Below are 18442 nucleotides of genomic sequence, written 5' to 3'. Positions count from 1 at the left end.
TCCATCATGGCCATTTCAGACTATCATAATAATGTTCGATACTTGCGCCTATCTCCACTATTAAATCATTTGGCCCTGTAATCTTTCCGTCGTCAGGATTAGCATTTGTCATAAATTCCTTTGTGGTCTCAAAGCCTTCCTTCATAAATTCCTTTGCGGACTCAATTCGTTCCATCATGCTTTCTGCAAAGCTTTCCATAGACGTTTCCATTGTATTGACTAATGCTTTTGCTTTATCTGTTATGCCCCATGCATTATCAACCGCATCCAAAATAACACCGACAGCAACCGATGCAAAAATTCCAGCTGCTACGACTGCCCAAACTGGGGCTGTGGTGAAAGCGGCAACAATTACAGCCGCAGCAACCGTCCCCGCAATCACGGATATGGCGATTTTAGATATATCCACAAAAAGTACTGCCAATAGGTCACTAAAGTCTTGTTCAGCTTCGGGTAAAGCCAACCACTCAACCACATCAATGGCCCCAATGATTACATATGAAATAATAGGTATGCGGCCTCCCACGGATTTTAATGTGCCCGCCCAGTTTTGTGAATTACGCACCGCAGAACTTATGATGGAGACTTTTGTATTACTTACTCCATAAGAAGACAAATTTAAAAAAGAGCGCAAGCCTGCATAACCACGGAAGGATACCATCAGCTTGCCTGCAGCGTTGGTCCACACCTTAGACAGTTGAGTTTGATCTTTGAATATTTCACGTAAAAAAGCGCGATTGCCTTTGCTCTTTAACATGTCGATCAGCTCAATTGCCAAGGGAACGGCATTGGTGCCTAATAGGGTAAAGTCTAGGTCCTTGTTTGTGGCGTTCGCCAGAGCTTGTGCTCCTGTGATTTCATCAATTCGGCCCAACACGGTAACAATACTGACGGCCATCCAACGAATGGTGTCTTCATCAGCATTTTCAATGTCTATTGTGCCTTCCTTGGGGGCCAATGCCTGCAAGGCCGGAGGGATGGCCAGATTATAAATGTCATCGCTTTGTACCTTGTTCTCAGCTAAGGTGCCATAATTTATTTGTCGACCTTTCGCGGTAAACTTATAGTCAGTCTTTACTGGGGCTGGTTTTTTCTCCAGCACCCCAATGGCGATGCCTACTTCTTCCGGCTTGCTTATTTCAAACTCAGCTAAATCAGGAATGATAGTTCGGCATTGATTGTCGACTTTCAATTCAAGGGCCCCCGTCGTTTGTGGGAGAGATAAGCCATTTTTAACCAATGGCCCCATTTGTGGAATTTGTGTTTCTTGTCCATTAACAAGCGCCGACAAGGTTGGCCCACCTTGTGGGCAGTAAGCTGCAAAGACATTGCCTTGTTGACAAGGGGTGATGGAATCGCCCACTTTTTGTGTTGTTGAAAAAGTATTATCTGCCATAATTTTCTTCCTTAGCTAAGGCGACTCTCGTTGGTTTGGCGTTCCTTTATTTCATTGAGCAAAGCCTTGGTTTTGTCTAATTCATGATGTTTGGATTCTAAAATAGTCAAAAACCTTGCTTCATCTGACAGGCGTTTTCCATATTGAATGGAGGCGAGAACAAAGTTTGCCATTGCTTGCTCTATCGTAATATTAAAGTGCTTTGACTCTTGAAGATGACTTTTTAACAAGTCGTATTGTGCTTCCTCTGAGAGCTGTGAGAACTCCGCTGATTTTTCACGAATAAAGTGCTTCAGCTTTTCAAGGAACTGGTGTGTTTGGTTCTCGTTGAATGCGTTTAGATAGGCATTCTTCATAATAAATGGAGGCCCTGTTCTAGACTGCGCTTCTGTCATCGTTTCAGCCATCTGGTAGTGGGTTATTTTAGCCGCCTCAGGACGAATAATTTGATGTGAAGCGAGAAATTTATACGCATCCTCCTTGTCTAACGCGGTTAAGAAGACGCCAATCGTACGTGGATCCCAAAAGCGAAAGAATACCCAACGATTGTCTTCTTCCATTCGGACTTTGGTAAAGCGTCTAAAATGCTGTAAGACATCATCAAATGAATCCGTTGTACGAAGGAATATCCCCGTGCCTTTGTCCCAATGATGTTGGAAAAACGCTTTGTGGAAGGTGGGGACGTTTTCATGACGTGCCCATGCATTTTCATGTAAAGTCATATCGATAAGATAAGGTGCTGCTTCTTTTAAAGTTTCCGCGGCTTTTCCTTTGAATAAGCATTGTATGGGAACGTCTATTTGATCGGGGCTAAGATCGAAAACCTCCGTGACTTTCTTACGCAAAGTAGGATCAACAATAAAATAGGTTCTGAGTCTTTTCCCTTCACTGGGTTGAGCAAACAAATGGGTTTTCAGTTCGGGAGCAATCAAGGTTTGATATTGATGAGGAATATGACTTTGATCGGCCAATGGTGGTATGTCATATTCCTTTACTTCGAGGTATTCTGGCTCAACCCTTTCCACTGGAAGTAAGTCTCCCACTTGGACTTGGTGGTTAGCATCGACGGCTTGAGCCATAGTCATCACAGCATTATTATGGCCGTGTTGTTGCAACCAGCCCATGATGGAAAAAGCCTCTTCAACCCGCAGTAAATGTTGAGTTTGCTTTTCAAAGTATTGTTGTAAAATACCTTCAAGATGGTCTGCTTGCTTAGCGTACACAGTACAAAAACCCGTTAGCTCTTCATCCGTATCGTCACGCGTGTCTCTGATGTAACAACGTACTACCCAAACATTCAAATTATCCATACAACTTACCAAACACTTCCATCAGATTTTAAATTCATTTCCAATTGTTTTAATGGCAACAAAAGGCAAGCTGGATGCAAAAGCTTATACATTGTCTGCTGCAGCCTGACATTCTTCACAGATTGGCGAGCCCGCTTCAGCGGCAGAAACAAGCGTTGGTGTCTGCGGTGATGCCGTGTTGCTAGAATGACTAATAACGGCTTCATTCGGTTCAGGCAGTTCTTCTCCCAATGGTAATTCCGCTTCTTGTCCCGCAAAGCCACTGCCTTGTAACGCCACGCCCCCGGTATTGACCTTGATGATGCCACCGACCACATTGATGCCGTTTTCGTCTATGGTGATGAAGTTTTCACCGGCTTGATGGAGTCACCACTTTTGAGGTGCAATTCTTCTTGTGCGTCCATCACCGCCAGTGTGCCCACATCTTGGGTCAAGTTGCCCTTAATGATGCGGGAGTGATCCAAGGTGGTTTGCACACGGCGCTCGCCTTCCACCTTGATTGCTTGGTTATTCTTCACTTCCGTGAAGCTGTCATTGGCCACCGTTAGGTGATGGTCCTTGCCAATGTCGGTTTGTACATCGTTGAGGACTTGCTGTTTGAGGTCTTTTTGCGCGTGCAAGTAAACTTGCTCTTGCCCCGCTTGGTCTTCAAAAGGAAACAGTCTCTTTAAAAAGCCGTTAAAGCCCGGCCCTTGGTGCGCCTGTTTGTATTCTCTAGCATGATGAAGCAAATATCACTGCAAATACTTGTTTTAAGCTTAACTAATTTCCCCATTAAGCCACCTTCCAATCAGGTGGCCTTCAACTGCGTCTGCGCAGGGTCGGTGATTTCCACAATGATGTTGATGGTAGACACTGGGTCTTTGGAGCCGTTTGGGCCATCACCGGGTGTGGTGACGCTTAAGGTAGCGTTGAATACGGTGTCGCTTTTGACGATTTCCGCGCTGGAGACGGAGTTGGCGGTTAAGGCCGACACGCCCGTAATGGTATCTCCCTGTGCTTTGCCTCCAGCATAGGGTGGGTTGTCGTAGTCGGTTGCATAGCCTGCCAGCCAATCGGCCACATCGGCTTCTAAGAGGGCGGATTTACCCCCGACTTTTAAGGTGTTTTGCGTGGAAGAGGGCACAGTATCCGAGGTTTTGGCTAATACCTGTGGGCCATCCACACTGATGGCAACGGTCGTTCCGTCGATGCAAACTAGGGGCATGGTGTTGTCCTTATAGGAAAAATAAAATCAAGCTAAGACAGGTGTTGCTTAATGCCAATCGCAACGCTCCCCTGTCCATTCATGTACTTCTTCTGGCCATTTTTCTTTGAAGGGACTAAGTAAGGCAACCTTGTTCGGTTTACACACAAATGCAAGAGGGACGACTATAATGAAAAGAGGTATGGCCAAAGCATATCCCATGCTTTTAGCCATTTCGGTGTTAAAGCCAGGTACTCTGGGCTCCTTACTCATTTCTATGTACAGCGGTGTGTCTCCCGTCATGTAACGGCGCACGTATTCCCAGTAGGCATACAGTGGAATGTGGTGATCCATGTTGTGAAACATGTTTAACGGCACATGTTTTTGACCGGAAAGGTCTTTGTTGGTTGCGTGTTTGGGGTTGAGCCATAGGGTTAGCTGGTAGCCATCTTGTTGGCCCTTAAGGCCGATAGTGCGCTTGTCGACACGAATAGAGAGTTCGCACTCTTGCCAAGGAATGCGATACAAGACTTTTTTGTGCCAGACATAGACTTCTTGATTGGCTTTATGAAAGCGCACAGGGGTGTGCAAGGTGCGGAAAAGACAAATGAGCGCGCCTACACCAAAAAAAACATAACCACTGTAAATGCTGAGGTTTCTGACCTGCTCATCCTCAATGGCGGTGAGCACAAAATAATGAAACGACCACCAAAACAAGAGGCCGATGATGCCCATGATGTAAAAGCCTTCGCTGCGGTTCGTCACAGAATCCACCCGCATATCCAAATAGCCTTCGTGGCCGCCAGCTGAAGAGCCTTCGAAGACTTCACCCATGTGTTCTGCTTCCTTAATTTTATACTGAATGGGCATTTTTTTATTGCCCGGTTGCACAGGGTCGTGAATTAAGGATTCTCCGTTGGGGTAATGCGCAATCGCATGATCAGTTCTCTTAAACTGAGGGGCTATTCCCATCACTTTAGGCCCCAGCCAAAGATTACTACTGACTTGTTTTATTTGACTCATGAGGCCGCTTGCTCCATCGCGAATTCATCGATTTCAGTTTGGTTGCGCCAAAAGGATATGGCGGACTTATTATCGTCTATGACGATATGAGGGTAGGTCAAACAAATGGGCAGGCCAGCCGGGTGTTGGTACTCCAATGAGAGGTTGTAGGTGAGGAAGTTTCGGCCTATTTTTTGGGCCTGATCCAATTGTTTGTTTTTGTCCCTGATGGACATGATTTGACGTTCATCTATGGTCAATGTCAAGTAACCATGACGCTGTTCACTGGCCATAGAGAATTGGCCTTGCACATTGTTCATCTGCCAACGGTTGGCTTCGCTGTGGGTGGCCAACAGCAGGGTGTCGGTAGTAAGAACCCGTTGACCCACTTTACGATATTGCCAGCTGCCGCTGAGTGAAAAACTCACGTCGCTTTGTCTCGGCACAAAGTGGGGTAAAGCAATCTTAACGGTAAAGATGCTGAAAATGCCTTCTTTGCGTTGCTCTGTGATGCGTGCAACGGGTTTGTAAAGTTGGTCGCAAAAGGTGTCATTGATGAAGCCGCTTTTCAATTAACCGCTTTTCAATCAAGTAGCTTTCAACTGCGTTTGCGCAGGGTCGGTGATTTCCACAATGATGTTGATGGTGGATACTGGGTCTTTGGAGCCGTTTGGGCCATCACCGGGTGTGGTGACGCTTAAGGTAGCGTTGAATACGGTATCACTTTTGACGATTTCCGCACTGGAGACGGAGTTAGCGGTTAGGGCCGACACGCCCGTAATGGAATCTCCCTGTGCTTTGCCTCCAGCATAGGGTGGGTTGTCGTAGTCGGTTGCATAGCCTGCCAGCCAGTCGGCCACATCGGCTTCTAAGAGGGCGGATTTACCCCCTACTTTTAAGGTGTTTTGCGTGGAAGATGGCACGGTATCCGAGGTTTTCGCTAATACCTGTGGGCCATCCACACTGATGGCAACGGTCGTTCCGTCGATGCAAACTAGGGGCATGGTGTTGTCCTTAAAAATAAAATTAAGCTAAGACAGGGGTTGCCTAATGCCAATTGCAGCGTTCCCCTGTCCATTCATGTACTTCTTCTGGCCATTTTTCTTTAAAGGGACTGAGTAAGGCAACTTTGTCTGGTTTTAACAATAAAACAAATGGTGATGTAACAATAACCATCAAAATAAATGTTATATAACTTTCTTTCTCTGGATCATAGTTTAATTGAATTGTTCTAGGACTTTCGCTTATTCGCATGTAAAAAGGAGTGTCTCCCGTCATGTAACGGCGCACATACTCCCAGTAACCGTAAATAGGGGTATGATGATCTAAATTGTGAATCAAATTAAGGGCAACGTGTTTTTGACCGGAAAGATCTTTGTTGACCGCGTGTTTGGGGTTGAGCCATAGGGTTAGCTGGTAGCCATCTTGTTGGCCCTTAAGGCCGATAGTGCGCTTGTCGACATGAATAGAGAGCTCGCACTCTTGCCAAGGAATGCGATACAAGACTTTTTTGTGCCAGACATAGACTTCTTGATTGGCTTTATGAAAGCGTACGGGGGTGTGCAAGGTGCGGAAAAGACAAATGAGCGCGCCTACACCAAAAAAAACATAACCACTGTAAATGCTAAGGTTCCTGACCTGCTCATCCTCAATGGCAGTGAGCACAAAATAATGAAACGACCACCAAAACAAGAGGCCGATAATGCCCATGATGTAAAAGCCTTCACCTCGGTTGTGAACCGAATTGATGCGCATGTCCAAATAGCCTTCGTGCCCTCCCGCTGAACAAGCTTCAAAAAACTCGCCCATGTGTTCTGTCTCTGGGTCACCTTCATAGTCTAACGTTCTTTTTTTATTGCCCGGCTGTACTGGGTCGTGAATCAAGGATGCCCCATTTGGGTAATGTGCTATGGCATGTTCAGTTTTCATAAAATTGGGTGTAATGCCGCCACGTTTTGGCCCTACCCACAGATTACTACTGACTTGTTTAATTTGACTCATGAGGCCGCTTGCTCCATCGCGAATGCATCGATTTCAGTTTGGTTGCGCCAAAAGGATATGGCGGACTTGTTATCGTCTATGACGATATGAGGGTAGGTCAAACAAATGGGCAGGCCAGCCGGGTGTTGGTACTCCAATGAGAGGTTGTAGGTGAGGAAGTTTCGGCCTATTTTTTGGGCCTGATCCAATTGTTTGTTTTTGTCCCTGATGGACATGATTTGACGTTCATCTATGGTGAATGTCAAGTAACCATGATGCTGTTCACTGTCCATGGAGAATTGGCCTTGCACATTGTTCATCTGCCAACGGTTGGCTTCGCTGTGGGTTGCCAACAGCAGGGTGTCGGTAGTAAGAACCCGTTGACCCACTTTACGATATTGCCAGCTGCCGCTGAGTGAAAAACTCACGTCGCTTTGTCTCGGCACAAAGTGGGGTAAAGCAATCTTAACGGTAAAGATACTGAAAATGCCTTCTTTGCGTTGTTCAGTGATGCGTGCAACGGGTTTGTAAAGTTGGTCGCAAAAGGCGCCATTGATGAAATCGTTTTTCAATTAACCGCTTTTCAATCAGGTGGCCTTCAACTGCGTTTGCGCAGGGTCGGTGATTTCCACAATGATGTTGATGGTGGATACTGGGTCTTTGGAGCCGTTTGGGCCATCACCGGGTGTGGTAACGCTTAAGGTAGCGTTGAAGACGGTATCGCTTTTGACGATTTCAGCGCTGGAGATGGAGTTAGCGGTTAGGGCCGACACGCCCGTAATGGAATCTCCCTGTGCTTTGCCTCCAGCATAGGGTGGGTTGTCGTAGTCGGTTGTATAGCCTGCCAGCCAGTCGGCCACATCAGCTTCTAAGAGGGCGGATTTACCCCCTACTTTTAAGGTGTTTTGCGTGGAAGATGGCACGGTATCCGAGGTTTTGGCTAATACCTGTGGGCCATCCACACTGATGGCAACGGTCGTTCCGTCGATGCAAACTAGGGGCATGTCATTAGTCCTTTTTGAAATAAAAATGATAGGCGTGAGTATATCGAGTATTTATTAGAACGCCCCTTGCTGTTTTAGTTTTAGTCCTCGCCTTAAGGTGTAAAATTCGGTACTGACAAATCTACATGCTGGCGCTAGGAAGAAGAAAATACCTCCTGCAATAGCAAATCTGGGGTCAAAGTTATCTTTTAACACTGCACTGGTAATGAAGAGCGCAGGCCCAATGATCATGATTAATATTCCCATACTGTTCTCTAACCAATTCAGCCAATGTGGTACTTTTTTGCTCGCCCGGAGGTGATCTACAAGTTTACTATCTAAACGAAATAAATAATTGCCATCTTCATCCAGCGTAAACTGTCGACGAAAATAGGTGATTAAATCCGTATCGCTATTTCTGTATGACAATCGATAAGCGTTTATCTCAACTACTAACCAAAGCATGGGGATAAACCACAAGTCCAACAAAGATACACCAGACATGCAGGCAAACATAAAAAAAGATGTAAAATAAAAACCAAAAGGTGAAACACAAAAATATAAAAATATATTTATAGCCATTGGGTGACGATATTTAACTAAGGAAAAGTGCATTAAAAAACCCGCTGCAGGAATTGCTAACAGAGCAAAATAAAATAACCTCCAACCATAATCTCCTCCTAGTTTTATCCCTATGAAGGTTGCAAGCGGTATATACAAAATCATAAACACCCCAAAAGACGCAAATCCCCCCGCTAACTTTAATCCCGGCCTTTCAAGTAGCAGTTTTTCTAAATCTAAATGTATTTTTTTACCGTCTTTGGTCTTCATATTCATTCCCCTACGGCCATCTTAGGCGATCATAAATGTATTGTCGGATTCCCGTATCGATTTCCATTAGATAATCCATCGGCCCTGTTACTTCTCCATCCCCTGGATTAGCATGTGTTATGAATTCCTCAACAGAAGCGACTCCTTCCATCATGCTTTCTATGAAGCTGTCTATTGGCCCTTCTAACTTATTAGCAAGATCTTTAATCTTTTCGGTAATACCAAAGGCGTTATCAACAGAATCTAGAACCATGCCCGCCAAAACCGATGCACCAACTCCTACTCCTATAATTAACCAAACTGGCGCAGTTGTAATTAAAGCAATAGTCAGTGCTGCGAATGTTGTCCCTGCAATTACTGAAATAGCAATTTTAGATATATCCACAAAAAGTACTGCCAATAGGTCACTAAAGTCTTGTTCAGCTTCGGGTAAAGCCAACCACTCAACCACATCAATGGCCCCAACGATTACATAAGAAATAATTGGAATGCGTCCGCCAACAGATTTGAGTGTGCCCGCCCAGTTTTGAGAATTACGCACCGCAGAACTTATGATGGAGACTTTTGTATTACTTACTCCATAAGAAGACAAATTTAAAAAAGAGCGCAAGCCTGCATAACCACGGAAGGATACCATGAGCTTGCCAGCAGCGTTGGTCCACACCTTAGACAGTTGAGTTTGGTCTTTGAATATTTCACGTAAAAAAGCGCGATTGCCTTTGCTCTTTAACATGTCGATCAGCTCAATTGCTAAGGGAACGGCATTGGTGCCTAATAGGGTAAAGTCTACGTTCTTGTTTGTGGCGTTCGCCAGAGCTTGTGCTCCTGTGATTTCATCAATTCGGCCCAACACGGTAACAATACTGACGGCCATCCAACGAATGGTGTCTTCATCAGCATTTTCAATGTCTATTGTGCCTTCCTTGGGGGCCAATGCCTGCAAGGCCGGAGGGATGGCCAGATTATAAATGTCATCGCTTTGTACCTTGTTCTCAGCTAAGGTGCCATAATTTATTTGTCGACCTTTCGCGGTAAACTTATAGTCAGTCTTTACTGGGGCTGGTTTTTTCTCCAGCACCCCAATGGCGATGCCTACTTCTTCCGGCTTGCTTATTTCAAACTCAGCTAAATCAGGAATGATAGTTCGGCATTGATTGTCGACTTTCAATTCAAGGGCCCCCGTCGTTTGTGGGAGAGATAAGCCATTTTTAACCAATGGCCCCATTTGTGGAATTTGTGTTTCTTGTCCATTAACAAGCGCCGACAAGGTTGGCCCACCTTGTGGGCAGTAAGCTGCAAAGACATTGCCTTGTTGACAAGGGGTGATGGAATCGCCCACTTTTTGTGTTGTTGAAAAAGTATTATCTGCCATAATTTTCTTCCTTAGCTAAGGCGACTCTCGTTGGTTTGGCGTTCCTTTATTTCATTGAGCAAAGCCTTGGTTTTGTCTAATTCATGATGTTTGGATTCTAAAATAGTCAAAAACCTTGCTTCATCTGACAGGCGTTTTCCATATTGAATGGAGGCGAGAACAAAGTTTGCCATTGCTTGCTCTATCGTAATATTAAAGTGCTTTGACTCTTGAAGATGACTTTTTAACAAGTCGTATTGTGCTTCCTCTGAGAGCTGTGAGAACTCCGCTGATTTTTCACGAATAAAGTGCTTCAGCTTTTCAAGGAACTGGTGTGTTTGGTTCTCGTTGAATGCGTTTAGATAGGCATTCTTCATAATAAATGGAGGCCCTGTTCTAGACTGCGCTTCTGTCATCGTTTCAGCCATCTGGTAGTGGGTTATTTTAGCCGCCTCAGGACGAATAATTTGATGTGAAGCGAGAAATTTATACGCATCCTCCTTGTCTAACGCGGTTAAGAAGACGCCAATCGTACGTGGATCCCAAAAGCGAAAGAATACCCAACGATTGTCTTCTTCCATTCGGACTTTGGTAAAGCGTCTAAAATGCTGTAAGACATCATCAAATGAATCCGTTGTACGAAGGAATATCCCCGTGCCTTTGTCCCAATGATGTTGGAAAAACGCTTTGTGGAAGGTGGGGACGTTTTCATGACGTGCCCATGCATTTTCATGTAAAGTCATATCGATAAGATAAGGTGCTGCTTCTTTTAAAGTTTCCGCGGCTTTTCCTTTGAATAAGCATTGTATGGGAACGTCTATTTGATCGGGGCTAAGGTCGAAAACCTCCGTGACTTTCTTACGCAAAGTAGGATCAACAATAAAATAGGTTCTGAGTCTTTTCCCTTCACTGGGTTGAGCAAACAAATGGGTTTTCAGTTCGGGAGCAATCAAGGTTTGATATTGATGAGGAATATGACTTTGATCGGCCAATGGTGGTATGTCATATTCCTTTACTTCGAGGTATTCTGGCTCAACCCTTTCCACTGGAAGTAAGTCTCCCACTTGGACTTGGTGGTTAGCATCGACGGCTTGAGCCATAGTCATCACAGCATTATTATGGCCGTGTTGTTGCAACCAGCCCATGATGGAAAAAGCCTCTTCAACCCGCAGTAAATGTTGAGTTTGCTTTTCAAAGTGTTGTTGTAAAATGCCTTCAAGATGGTCTGCTTGCTTAGCGTACACAGCACAAAAACCCGTTAGCTCTTCATCCGTATCGTCACGCGTGTCTCTGATGTAACAACGTACTACCCAAACATTCAAATTATCCATACAACTTACCAAACACTTCCATCAGATTTTAAATTCATTTCCAATTGTTTTAATGGCAACAAAAGGCAAGCTGGATGCAAAAGCTTATACATTGCCTGCTGCAGCCTGACATTCTTCACAGATTGGCGAGCCCGCTTCAGCAGCAGAAACAAGCGTTGGTGTCTGCGGTGATGCCGTGTTGCTAGAATGACTAATAACGGCTTCATTCGGCTCAGGCAATTCTTCTCCCAATGGCAATTCTGCTTCTTGTCCCGCAAAGCCACTACCTTGTAACGCCACGCCACCAGTATTGACCTTGATGATGCCACCGACCACATTGATGCCGTTTTCGTCTATGGTGATGAAGTTTTCACCGGCTTTTAAGGTGAAGAGGGGGCCAGCATCGAGCAAGATGGAGTCACCACTTTTGAGGTGCAATTCTTGTTGTGCGTCCATCACCGCCAGTGTGCCCACATCTTGAGTCAAGTTGCCCTTAATGATGCGGGAGTGATCCAAGGTGGTTTGTACACGGCGCTCACCTTCCACCTTGATTGCTTGGTTATTCTTCACTTCCGTGAAGCTGTCATTGGCCACCGTTAGGTGATGGTCGTTACCAATGTCGGTTTGGACATCGTTGAGGACGTGCTGTTTGAGGTCTTTTTGCGCATGCAAGTAAACTTGCTCTTGCCCCGCTTGGTCTTCGAAAGACAGCTCGTTAAAGCCCGCCCCTTGGTGCGTCTGACTGCGCCACACGCTTTTGGTTTTGTGAGCCGGTAAGGCATAGGGTGGCAGGTTGTCGGCGTCGAAGGTACGACCCGTGATAATGGGTTGGTCTGGGTCGCCATTGAGGAAGCTGACGATGACGCGGGTGCCAATGCGCGGGATGGCAAGGCTGCCGTATTGGCTGCCAGACCAACCTTGGGAGACTTGCACCCAGCAAGAGCTAAAGTCGTCCTGTTGGCCGTATCTATCCCAGTTAAATTGGATTTTGACGCGACCGTATTCGTCACAGTAGATTTCTTCTGGGGTGTCCCCCTCGTTGCTGGCGGGCCCCACTACGGTGGCCATCATGGGCCCGTCGACACTGGGTTTGGTCTGCGGCGTGGCTTGCCAGTTGATTTGCCCCGGAATCAGGGTGAACTGGTTGTAATAGGTGGTTTCCCCTTCGCCGCCTTCTTCTTCGAGTATCTGTGGTTGAGTGCCCCTGTGTTGGACCTGCACTGGGATCCAGCTGTTGTCTTTGATTTGGCTGTCAAAGTGCCCTGCAATGGTGATTTTGCTGCCCACACGGATGGCGGGCGCATCGCTCTCACCGGTGACAAGGTGCGCTTGTCGACGCAGGTATTCAAGGCGGATGCGCGCAAAGCGTTGTCCGGTGGCACTGTCTTTGAAGCGACCGGGGGCGTCAAAGTGTGGGTATTGGTCACCTTGGTGTTCAAGGTTGGTGCCCGTGTAGTCTTGTAAGGCCGCGTAATCGGGGCGTTTGAAGCTGTAGTCTTTGAGCACCGCTTGGCTGGGTAAGGCTTGTTTGTGTTCGCTTAAACGGCGGATGTATGGGGTGTCTGCCACGCCCGCGGTCAGTAGCTTGTAGGCAATCGGGTCGCTTTGTTGGCTGAGGGCTTGGCTTTTATCAATGAAGTGCAGGGTGTGTTTGCCCGCGTCATGAACGAAGTAATAGACCCAGCCTTCTTCGGCGGCCAGACGGTGCAGAAATTGCGCGTCGGTTTCGCGGTATTGCACGCAGAATTCGCGTTCTTTGACGCTGTTGTCATTGAGGGTGAACACGGCGTTGGGCAAGCCCATTTCACCAAGCAGTTGGTTGATGATGTCTTGCGGTGTTTGTTTTTGGAAGATACGACTGTTGTGACGTAGGGTCAATCGTTCCAGTGCCGGCACTAGGGTTAAGCCATAGAAGGTGTAGTTGTGGCCTGTGTCGCCTTTTTCGAAGGCGCGCACTATGCCGTGCACCCGTTGCACCAGTTCGCCATCGCGATAGAAGGTAAATTCGGCGCTTTGGTCGACGATCTGTTCGGCGCTGAGGTCCATGCGGCGACTGGCCAAACTCAGTTGGTAACGAAAACCATAACAGGCACTGCCGTCTGGCAAGGGGGCGTCAGACAGGGTGTCTTGTCCCTGATACTCGCGTACCAGTAAGGTGTTGTCGTCAAGACCCTCTACGGTCAGTTTGAACATTAACGTCGGCATATACCTTCCTTGTTTCCGTGTGACTGCGAACGGAACCTGTCCTAAGCAGTCGTCGCCAACCTGGGCTGGCGACGCAGTGTCAATCTGTCATTAGACCCGTTGGCATTAGGCTAATGAAGAGTTTGCTTAGGCTTCGATTGGTTGCGTCCAATCGTCTGAACCAGAGGTGCCTGAAGTAATGTGATCCCAGTTGATCTTACGATACGCCAGAGACACGGTTAGGTTTTGTGTGAAGGAGTCATTGGCAGGATCCAAGCAATGAGGCATGTTGCATTCGATGTCAACAATCACTGCGCCTTCTAGGGTAGTGGTGAAGAAGTTTTCTTGCTTACCTTCAGACGAGGTACGGTACCATTTTAGTTCCACGTTAGACAGTTTTTCACCCGCGGATAAAGCGTTGTACAACAGAGGTACGGCTTTGTTTAGGGCCACGGTGAATTTGAATGGCTTATGAACACGCTTGCCAGATGGGCTGCCAGATTGTGGGTTGGTTGGCACAGTAACATTGTGTGAGAACTCTTGTACCAGCATTTCGTCTTCGTGACCTTCCAGACCGATTTCGCCCGTTGAGTCAACTGTCATGGCGCCTGCGGTAATCAGTCCCTGAGTTTCCCCTTCGATAGCTATATAACAAGGTGTTGGCATAATAAAATTCCTTATAAATAAAAAAAGAAGTAAGTGTGGGTTACACTTAATAGTCCTTTAGCAAAACCGATGCCATAAAAAAATAACCATATAAAACAGTATGTTATGTTTTGTTTTTGCATGTTAAGCAAATTATCGCTTGGCTGCTAGGCGGTTTTTTGCTCAAAGGGCGGTATTTTGCTTGTGTTGTTAAAAAAGAATGGGAGTGCACAAAAGCGACTTGCAAAACCTTATTGTAATAAATAAGCAATGTCGGCATTGTTGGCTTTTAATGCTTCGTCTCTGGCGGTCCAGCCTCTTAGGTTGTGGACGGAGGAGGAAGCGTTTTTAGCCAAGAGCACTTTGACCATATCTTTTAAGCCATTGCTGGCAGCAAAATGCAATGGTGTTGAGCCATCGGATGCCTGTACGTTGATGTTTGCGCCTTTTTCAATGAGCATTTTGGCTATCTCGCTTTGTATTTTTACACCGCCAAGACTACTGGGATTGGTCGTGAGGTGAAGGGCGGTTAAGCCGTCATTGTTTTTAATATTTAGGTTTTTTGTGTATTGAATGGCGGCTTTTACGGTATCCACTTGACCTAGATAAACCGCAAACATGAGTGGCGTCCAACCATTGGAGTCTTGAATATCGACTCTGGCTTTGGCGGCGAGAAGCGCTTTGATAACCGGCTGTTGGTTGTTGCCAATGGCAATACTTAAGCTGGTTTCACCAGTTGGAATGGTAAGGTTGATGTCTGCGCCTGCCTTGATGAGTGTGCTGGCAATTTTGGCTTGGGTTTCTTTGCTGCCTTTGCTGTCTGGGTGGGCGGTAAAATGTAACGCCGCCCAACCATTATTCTGTTTGAAATTCAAACCAGACGCTTGTTGGGCAAGTTCTTCAACAATCGGCAGGTTACCATTCTGTACGGCGTTAATCAGTGCCGTATTGCCCAAGTGGTTTTGTATGTTAGGCAGGGTGTCTGCTTTGACGAGGGCACGCGTGCTTTGTAATAGGTTGGATCTCACCGAAAGGTGTAAGGGGGTTGATAAGTTATTGTTTTGTATATTGGGATTGGCCCCCGCATTGATGAGCAGACGGATGATTTCAGCCCGTTGATAATCGTTCCTAGGAGCTTTGATTTGGGTGGCAAAATGCAATGCAGTTTGACCGTTTTTGTCTGTTCTATTCAGGTCTTGTGGGACGCTAATAAGCTGTGTCACCAGGGCTAAATTATTGGCTTGCGCTGCCTGCATGAGTGGCGTGACACCATTGACATCGGCAATGTCTGCATCCGCATTGTGAGATAGAAGCAGTAAGGCATTTTGGGTCTTGCCGTACTTAATAGCAAGGAATAGTGGTGTTTCGCCTTGGTTGTTTTGTGCATTGATATCGATTTTTGAGGTCAATAAAAGTGCCATGATGCTGGTGTCTTGCTGACTGTTTATGTCAGGTAAAATGGTCGAAAAATGTAATGGCGTCCAAAGATAATTGTCCTTGGAGATGAGGGTTTCAGGCGACAACAGTTGTTCAACGTGTTGAATATTGTTGGTTTGTATGGCCTTGATAAGGGCGGTTTCTCCCTCCGCATTTTTACTGTTGATGTTAATGTGTTCGTCAATCAGTAGGTCGGCAATCTCGTCTCTGCCACTGTCAATGGCTAGGTTGAGGGCGCTGTTTTTATTTGGTCCAACTTGGTCAATCATGGCTCCGTATTTTAACAGCAGTTTTGCGATAGAGGCCTGTTGGTCATCCCTATTGTTACTGTCTTGGTGGGCACAAAGTAACAGGGCAGTCCAGCCTTTTGTGTCGACTGAGTTGGGATCAGCCCCTTCTTTGAGTAAGGTTTTGACCCGGCTTTTGTGACCTGTATATACCGCATCCATCAGGGGAGTGAAGTCATCCCTGTTGGGTGAAGAGGGGGTTTCTCCCGCCGCCATGAGTAGGCGTGCGACTTGTGGTCGGCGATTTTGTATGGCTTGGCTAATAATGTCTTTTTTATAGGATTCAGGCACCCTTACTCCCGCTATTAGCAGGGATTTGGCGATTTCGCTTAGCGCTTGGTCTGAGCCATTTGTCTCGGCCAAAGCGGTGAAATTGATGGCGGTATATCCTAATTGATTGGTTGAATTGAATTGCTGTTTTACGGCGATCAGGTCGTCGACAACTTGTTTGTCTCCAGATTGTACGGCCAGCATCAAAGGGGTGTTGGATTGATAGCTGATGTCTAGGTTTGCCTTATATTTCAACAGGGCTTTGACGCTTTCTGGCTTGTTGTTCAGGACTGCCTCAATGATGGGGGTTTTCCCATTGATGCCTAAGGCATTAACGTCTGCGCCATATTGCCCAAGTAAGGAAAGGATTTTGGCTTGCTCTTTATCGGAAGCGACAGTTTGTTTTTTATTGAGCAGGTTTATGGGTTTTAAACCTTGCGCATTACTGAGATTAGGGTTAGCGCCATGTTTTAATAAATAAGCGACTTCTTTTGAGGCATTATTTTCAACCGATTGATGTAAATAAGTATCACCATTTTCATTGATGCTTTCGTTAATGTCTTGTCCTTCCACAATGCGCTCTTTAATACCTTGAAATTGTGAGGTATAGGGAGAGAAAACAGAACATGCTTGAAGGGTGAATGTAAAGATGAAAGCGATAAGATACTTCCATTTGTATTTTAGGTTCATTAACTTCTTCCTGAATATAGAGCTTTGATAATGAGAAGCGAATATAAAGTAAAGAAGACAAAAAGTGAATGATTGAATTAATGATTTTTAAGCTGTTTTATAATGCTGACTTTTTGGTTAGGGCAAAAAATTGCTCGAAAATGGCAAAAAATTGCCTTTTGGGGTTTTTTTCTTCGTAATCTTGTGTCAAGATGCGCCGTATCTAAGGATTAGATCTGGTTGATGTCACAATCAATCAGAGATGATATGGATGTTATAAGACTATGATTTTATGGATCAAAATGTTTATAACATGGAAAGTTTCAAGCTCCTTTTGCTGAAGAATACTTCTGTTAACTTAAATGTAACTTAAATATTCTGCTTATCTCTTTCCTCCTAGTATTACTGTTATAGCTTTTTGATAATGTATTAATACGCTGTATTTTGCGTTGTTAACGCCTCTAATTTGGGCTTTAGTTGTGCTGCGAATAATTCAATTAAGCTGTTGTTTTTATTTTAAATGTATTTGTTTTACGGCGCTTTTTTTATCGAGCAAAGTATATTCTTCTGAGCATTTTTTAAATGAAAATCTTGAGCCCCTAAAAGCTTATGAGGAAGGGCGATTACTGCGTGCTCAATATAAAAATCGATTGGCAAGGGAGTATTTAAAATTTGCCGTTGATCAAGGTGAGCCTCGCGCTTCATTCCTCTATGCCATTGAATTGAAAAGTCACCAAAAAACCATTCGAACTGCAGGAAAAGCTAAGCAATATATTGATTTAGCTTTAAAAAATGGTGATTTGAGTGCCTTGCGGTATGCCTTATTTAAACACAATGAGTTGAGTGCTCAGCAGTATGAGGCTTTGCTGAATCAATACCAATCTAGGTTAGAAAAGCTTGAAGAAGATGCCATTCCAAGTGCGAATTTTGGTTATTTTCTCTTGTATCAAAAACAGGATAAACGTCTGGCCGCTGAGTATTTAGAAAAGGCGGTTGAAGCCTCTGATCCGGTCGCTTTAATGGTTATGGCCGACCGAGTTTTAAATGGTGAAGGCTTTTATATTTTTTCTTTTTCCAGGGTGAATGGGGCATTAGAACTTTATCAAAATGCGGCTAATACAGGTTATTTGCCTGCTGTAAAAAAACTGGTCGATGAATTGGAGAAATTTAAAAAATACGAGCAAGCGTTTGAATGGTTGTTAAAAGCTGCAAAACAAGGCGAGCTGACGTCAATTGCCACTGTGGCCAGAGTTTATTCCGGGAATAGTGAAACCTACAAAGCCATAGGATTAAATCTCGTTGCAGCAAAAGCCTATTATGACCTGTATTTTGACTACGCTGGAATCGATCGTTTTGATTCCTTGTATCAGGTTATGTTGACGGAATTGGAAACGATAGAAAACAGTTTGGACGACGAGCAAAAAGCCACGTCGGAAGAAATGGTCGAGTCTTTAAAAAGCGGTATAGAGAAACCCGTATCCGCAGATTTTTATTGGTTTGATGATGGTTATTCTTACGCTCTTAATTAGGAGCGTTAAAGAATAATAAGAGTGCTGAATAAGGCAGTTTTTATTGAAATCTTTGTAAAGACATAAAATGGA

At 45.2% G+C, this 18442-nt stretch carries 18 protein-coding genes; 1 reads left to right on the top strand and 17 read right to left on the bottom strand.

Annotated elements, in window-relative coordinates; all coding sequences use genetic code 11:
• Nucleotides 1-4: 4 nt before the first annotated feature.
• The 17 genes from ABXS85_RS03370 to ABXS85_RS03290 all read right to left on the bottom strand — a co-directional run bounded on the left by ABXS85_RS03370 (nucleotide 5) and on the right by ABXS85_RS03290 (nucleotide 16862).
• Nucleotides 5-1396: a hypothetical protein gene (locus tag ABXS85_RS03370; protein WP_353668641.1), complete on the bottom strand. Its 1392-nt coding sequence runs from the start codon at nucleotides 1394-1396 to the stop codon at nucleotides 5-7.
• Nucleotides 1397-1407: 11 nt separating this feature from the next.
• On the bottom strand, nucleotides 1408-2706 hold the full coding sequence (locus tag ABXS85_RS03365) for a DUF4123 domain-containing protein (protein ID WP_353668640.1): 1299 nt from the start codon (nucleotides 2704-2706) through the stop codon (nucleotides 1408-1410).
• A gap of 84 nt (nucleotides 2707-2790) precedes the next feature.
• Nucleotides 2791-3021 (bottom strand): hypothetical protein, encoded by a 231-nt coding sequence (locus ABXS85_RS03360; RefSeq protein WP_353668639.1) that lies wholly within the window; start codon nucleotides 3019-3021, stop codon nucleotides 2791-2793.
• Between the two features lie 17 nt (nucleotides 3022-3038).
• Nucleotides 3039-3437: a hypothetical protein gene (locus ABXS85_RS03355; protein ID WP_353668638.1), complete on the bottom strand. Its 399-nt coding sequence runs from the start codon at nucleotides 3435-3437 to the stop codon at nucleotides 3039-3041.
• Nucleotides 3438-3496: 59 nt separating this feature from the next.
• Entirely contained in the window at nucleotides 3497-3913 is a 417-nt protein-coding gene (locus ABXS85_RS03350; RefSeq protein WP_353668637.1) for a hypothetical protein, read from the bottom strand.
• A 48-nt stretch (nucleotides 3914-3961) separates the two neighbouring features.
• Nucleotides 3962-4915 carry a hypothetical protein gene (locus tag ABXS85_RS03345; protein ID WP_353668636.1) on the bottom strand — a complete coding sequence of 318 codons (954 nt, stop codon included), beginning with the start codon at nucleotides 4913-4915 and terminating at the stop codon, nucleotides 3962-3964.
• Nucleotides 4912-5466: a hypothetical protein gene (locus ABXS85_RS03340; protein WP_353668635.1), complete on the bottom strand. Its 555-nt coding sequence runs from the start codon at nucleotides 5464-5466 to the stop codon at nucleotides 4912-4914. Before ABXS85_RS03340 ends, ABXS85_RS03345 begins: the two co-directional genes overlap by 4 nt.
• Before the next feature lie 15 nt (nucleotides 5467-5481).
• Nucleotides 5482-5898, bottom strand: coding sequence for a hypothetical protein (locus ABXS85_RS03335; RefSeq protein ID WP_353668634.1), 417 nt, complete (start codon nucleotides 5896-5898; stop codon nucleotides 5482-5484).
• 43 nt (nucleotides 5899-5941) lie between these two features.
• The gene (locus tag ABXS85_RS03330; protein WP_353668633.1) at nucleotides 5942-6895 is read right to left on the bottom strand and encodes a hypothetical protein; all 954 of its coding nucleotides are present in this window, start codon (nucleotides 6893-6895) and stop codon (nucleotides 5942-5944) included.
• Entirely contained in the window at nucleotides 6892-7446 is a 555-nt protein-coding gene (locus tag ABXS85_RS03325; protein ID WP_353668632.1) for a hypothetical protein, read from the bottom strand. Before ABXS85_RS03325 ends, ABXS85_RS03330 begins: the two co-directional genes overlap by 4 nt.
• 15 nt (nucleotides 7447-7461) lie before the next feature.
• Nucleotides 7462-7878, bottom strand: a complete 417-nt coding sequence (locus ABXS85_RS03320) for a hypothetical protein (protein WP_353668631.1) — start codon at nucleotides 7876-7878, stop codon at nucleotides 7462-7464.
• A gap of 54 nt (nucleotides 7879-7932) precedes the next feature.
• The gene (locus tag ABXS85_RS03315; protein WP_353668630.1) at nucleotides 7933-8688 is read right to left on the bottom strand and encodes a hypothetical protein; all 756 of its coding nucleotides are present in this window, start codon (nucleotides 8686-8688) and stop codon (nucleotides 7933-7935) included.
• Between the two features lie 10 nt (nucleotides 8689-8698).
• Complete coding sequence (locus ABXS85_RS03310; RefSeq protein WP_353668629.1) at nucleotides 8699-10060, bottom strand: hypothetical protein; 1362 nt, start codon at nucleotides 10058-10060, stop codon at nucleotides 8699-8701.
• A gap of 11 nt (nucleotides 10061-10071) precedes the next feature.
• Nucleotides 10072-11370 carry a DUF4123 domain-containing protein gene (locus ABXS85_RS03305; RefSeq protein WP_353668628.1) on the bottom strand — a complete coding sequence of 433 codons (1299 nt, stop codon included), beginning with the start codon at nucleotides 11368-11370 and terminating at the stop codon, nucleotides 10072-10074.
• An 84-nt stretch (nucleotides 11371-11454) separates the two neighbouring features.
• A complete protein-coding gene (gene tssI, locus ABXS85_RS03300; RefSeq protein WP_353668627.1) occupies nucleotides 11455-13554 on the bottom strand; it encodes a type VI secretion system tip protein TssI/VgrG in 2100 nt (699 codons plus the stop codon).
• A gap of 126 nt (nucleotides 13555-13680) precedes the next feature.
• Nucleotides 13681-14199, bottom strand: coding sequence for an Hcp family type VI secretion system effector (locus ABXS85_RS03295; RefSeq protein ID WP_353668610.1), 519 nt, complete (start codon nucleotides 14197-14199; stop codon nucleotides 13681-13683).
• Nucleotides 14200-14429: 230 nt separating this feature from the next.
• Nucleotides 14430-16862, bottom strand: a complete 2433-nt coding sequence (locus ABXS85_RS03290; protein ID WP_353668626.1) for an ankyrin repeat domain-containing protein — start codon at nucleotides 16860-16862, stop codon at nucleotides 14430-14432.
• 629 nt (nucleotides 16863-17491) lie between these two features.
• Between ABXS85_RS03290 and ABXS85_RS03285 the strand changes: the two genes are divergently transcribed.
• Nucleotides 17492-18370, top strand: a complete 879-nt coding sequence (locus ABXS85_RS03285; protein ID WP_353668625.1) for a hypothetical protein — start codon at nucleotides 17492-17494, stop codon at nucleotides 18368-18370.
• Nucleotides 18371-18442 lie beyond the last annotated feature (72 nt).

This window comes from Marinomonas sp. THO17 (assembly GCF_040436405.1).
Classification (GTDB): domain Bacteria; phylum Pseudomonadota; class Gammaproteobacteria; order Pseudomonadales; family Marinomonadaceae; genus Marinomonas.
Note: the sequence above shows the minus strand (reverse complement) of the source record. Positions and strands in the feature narration are given on the sequence as shown.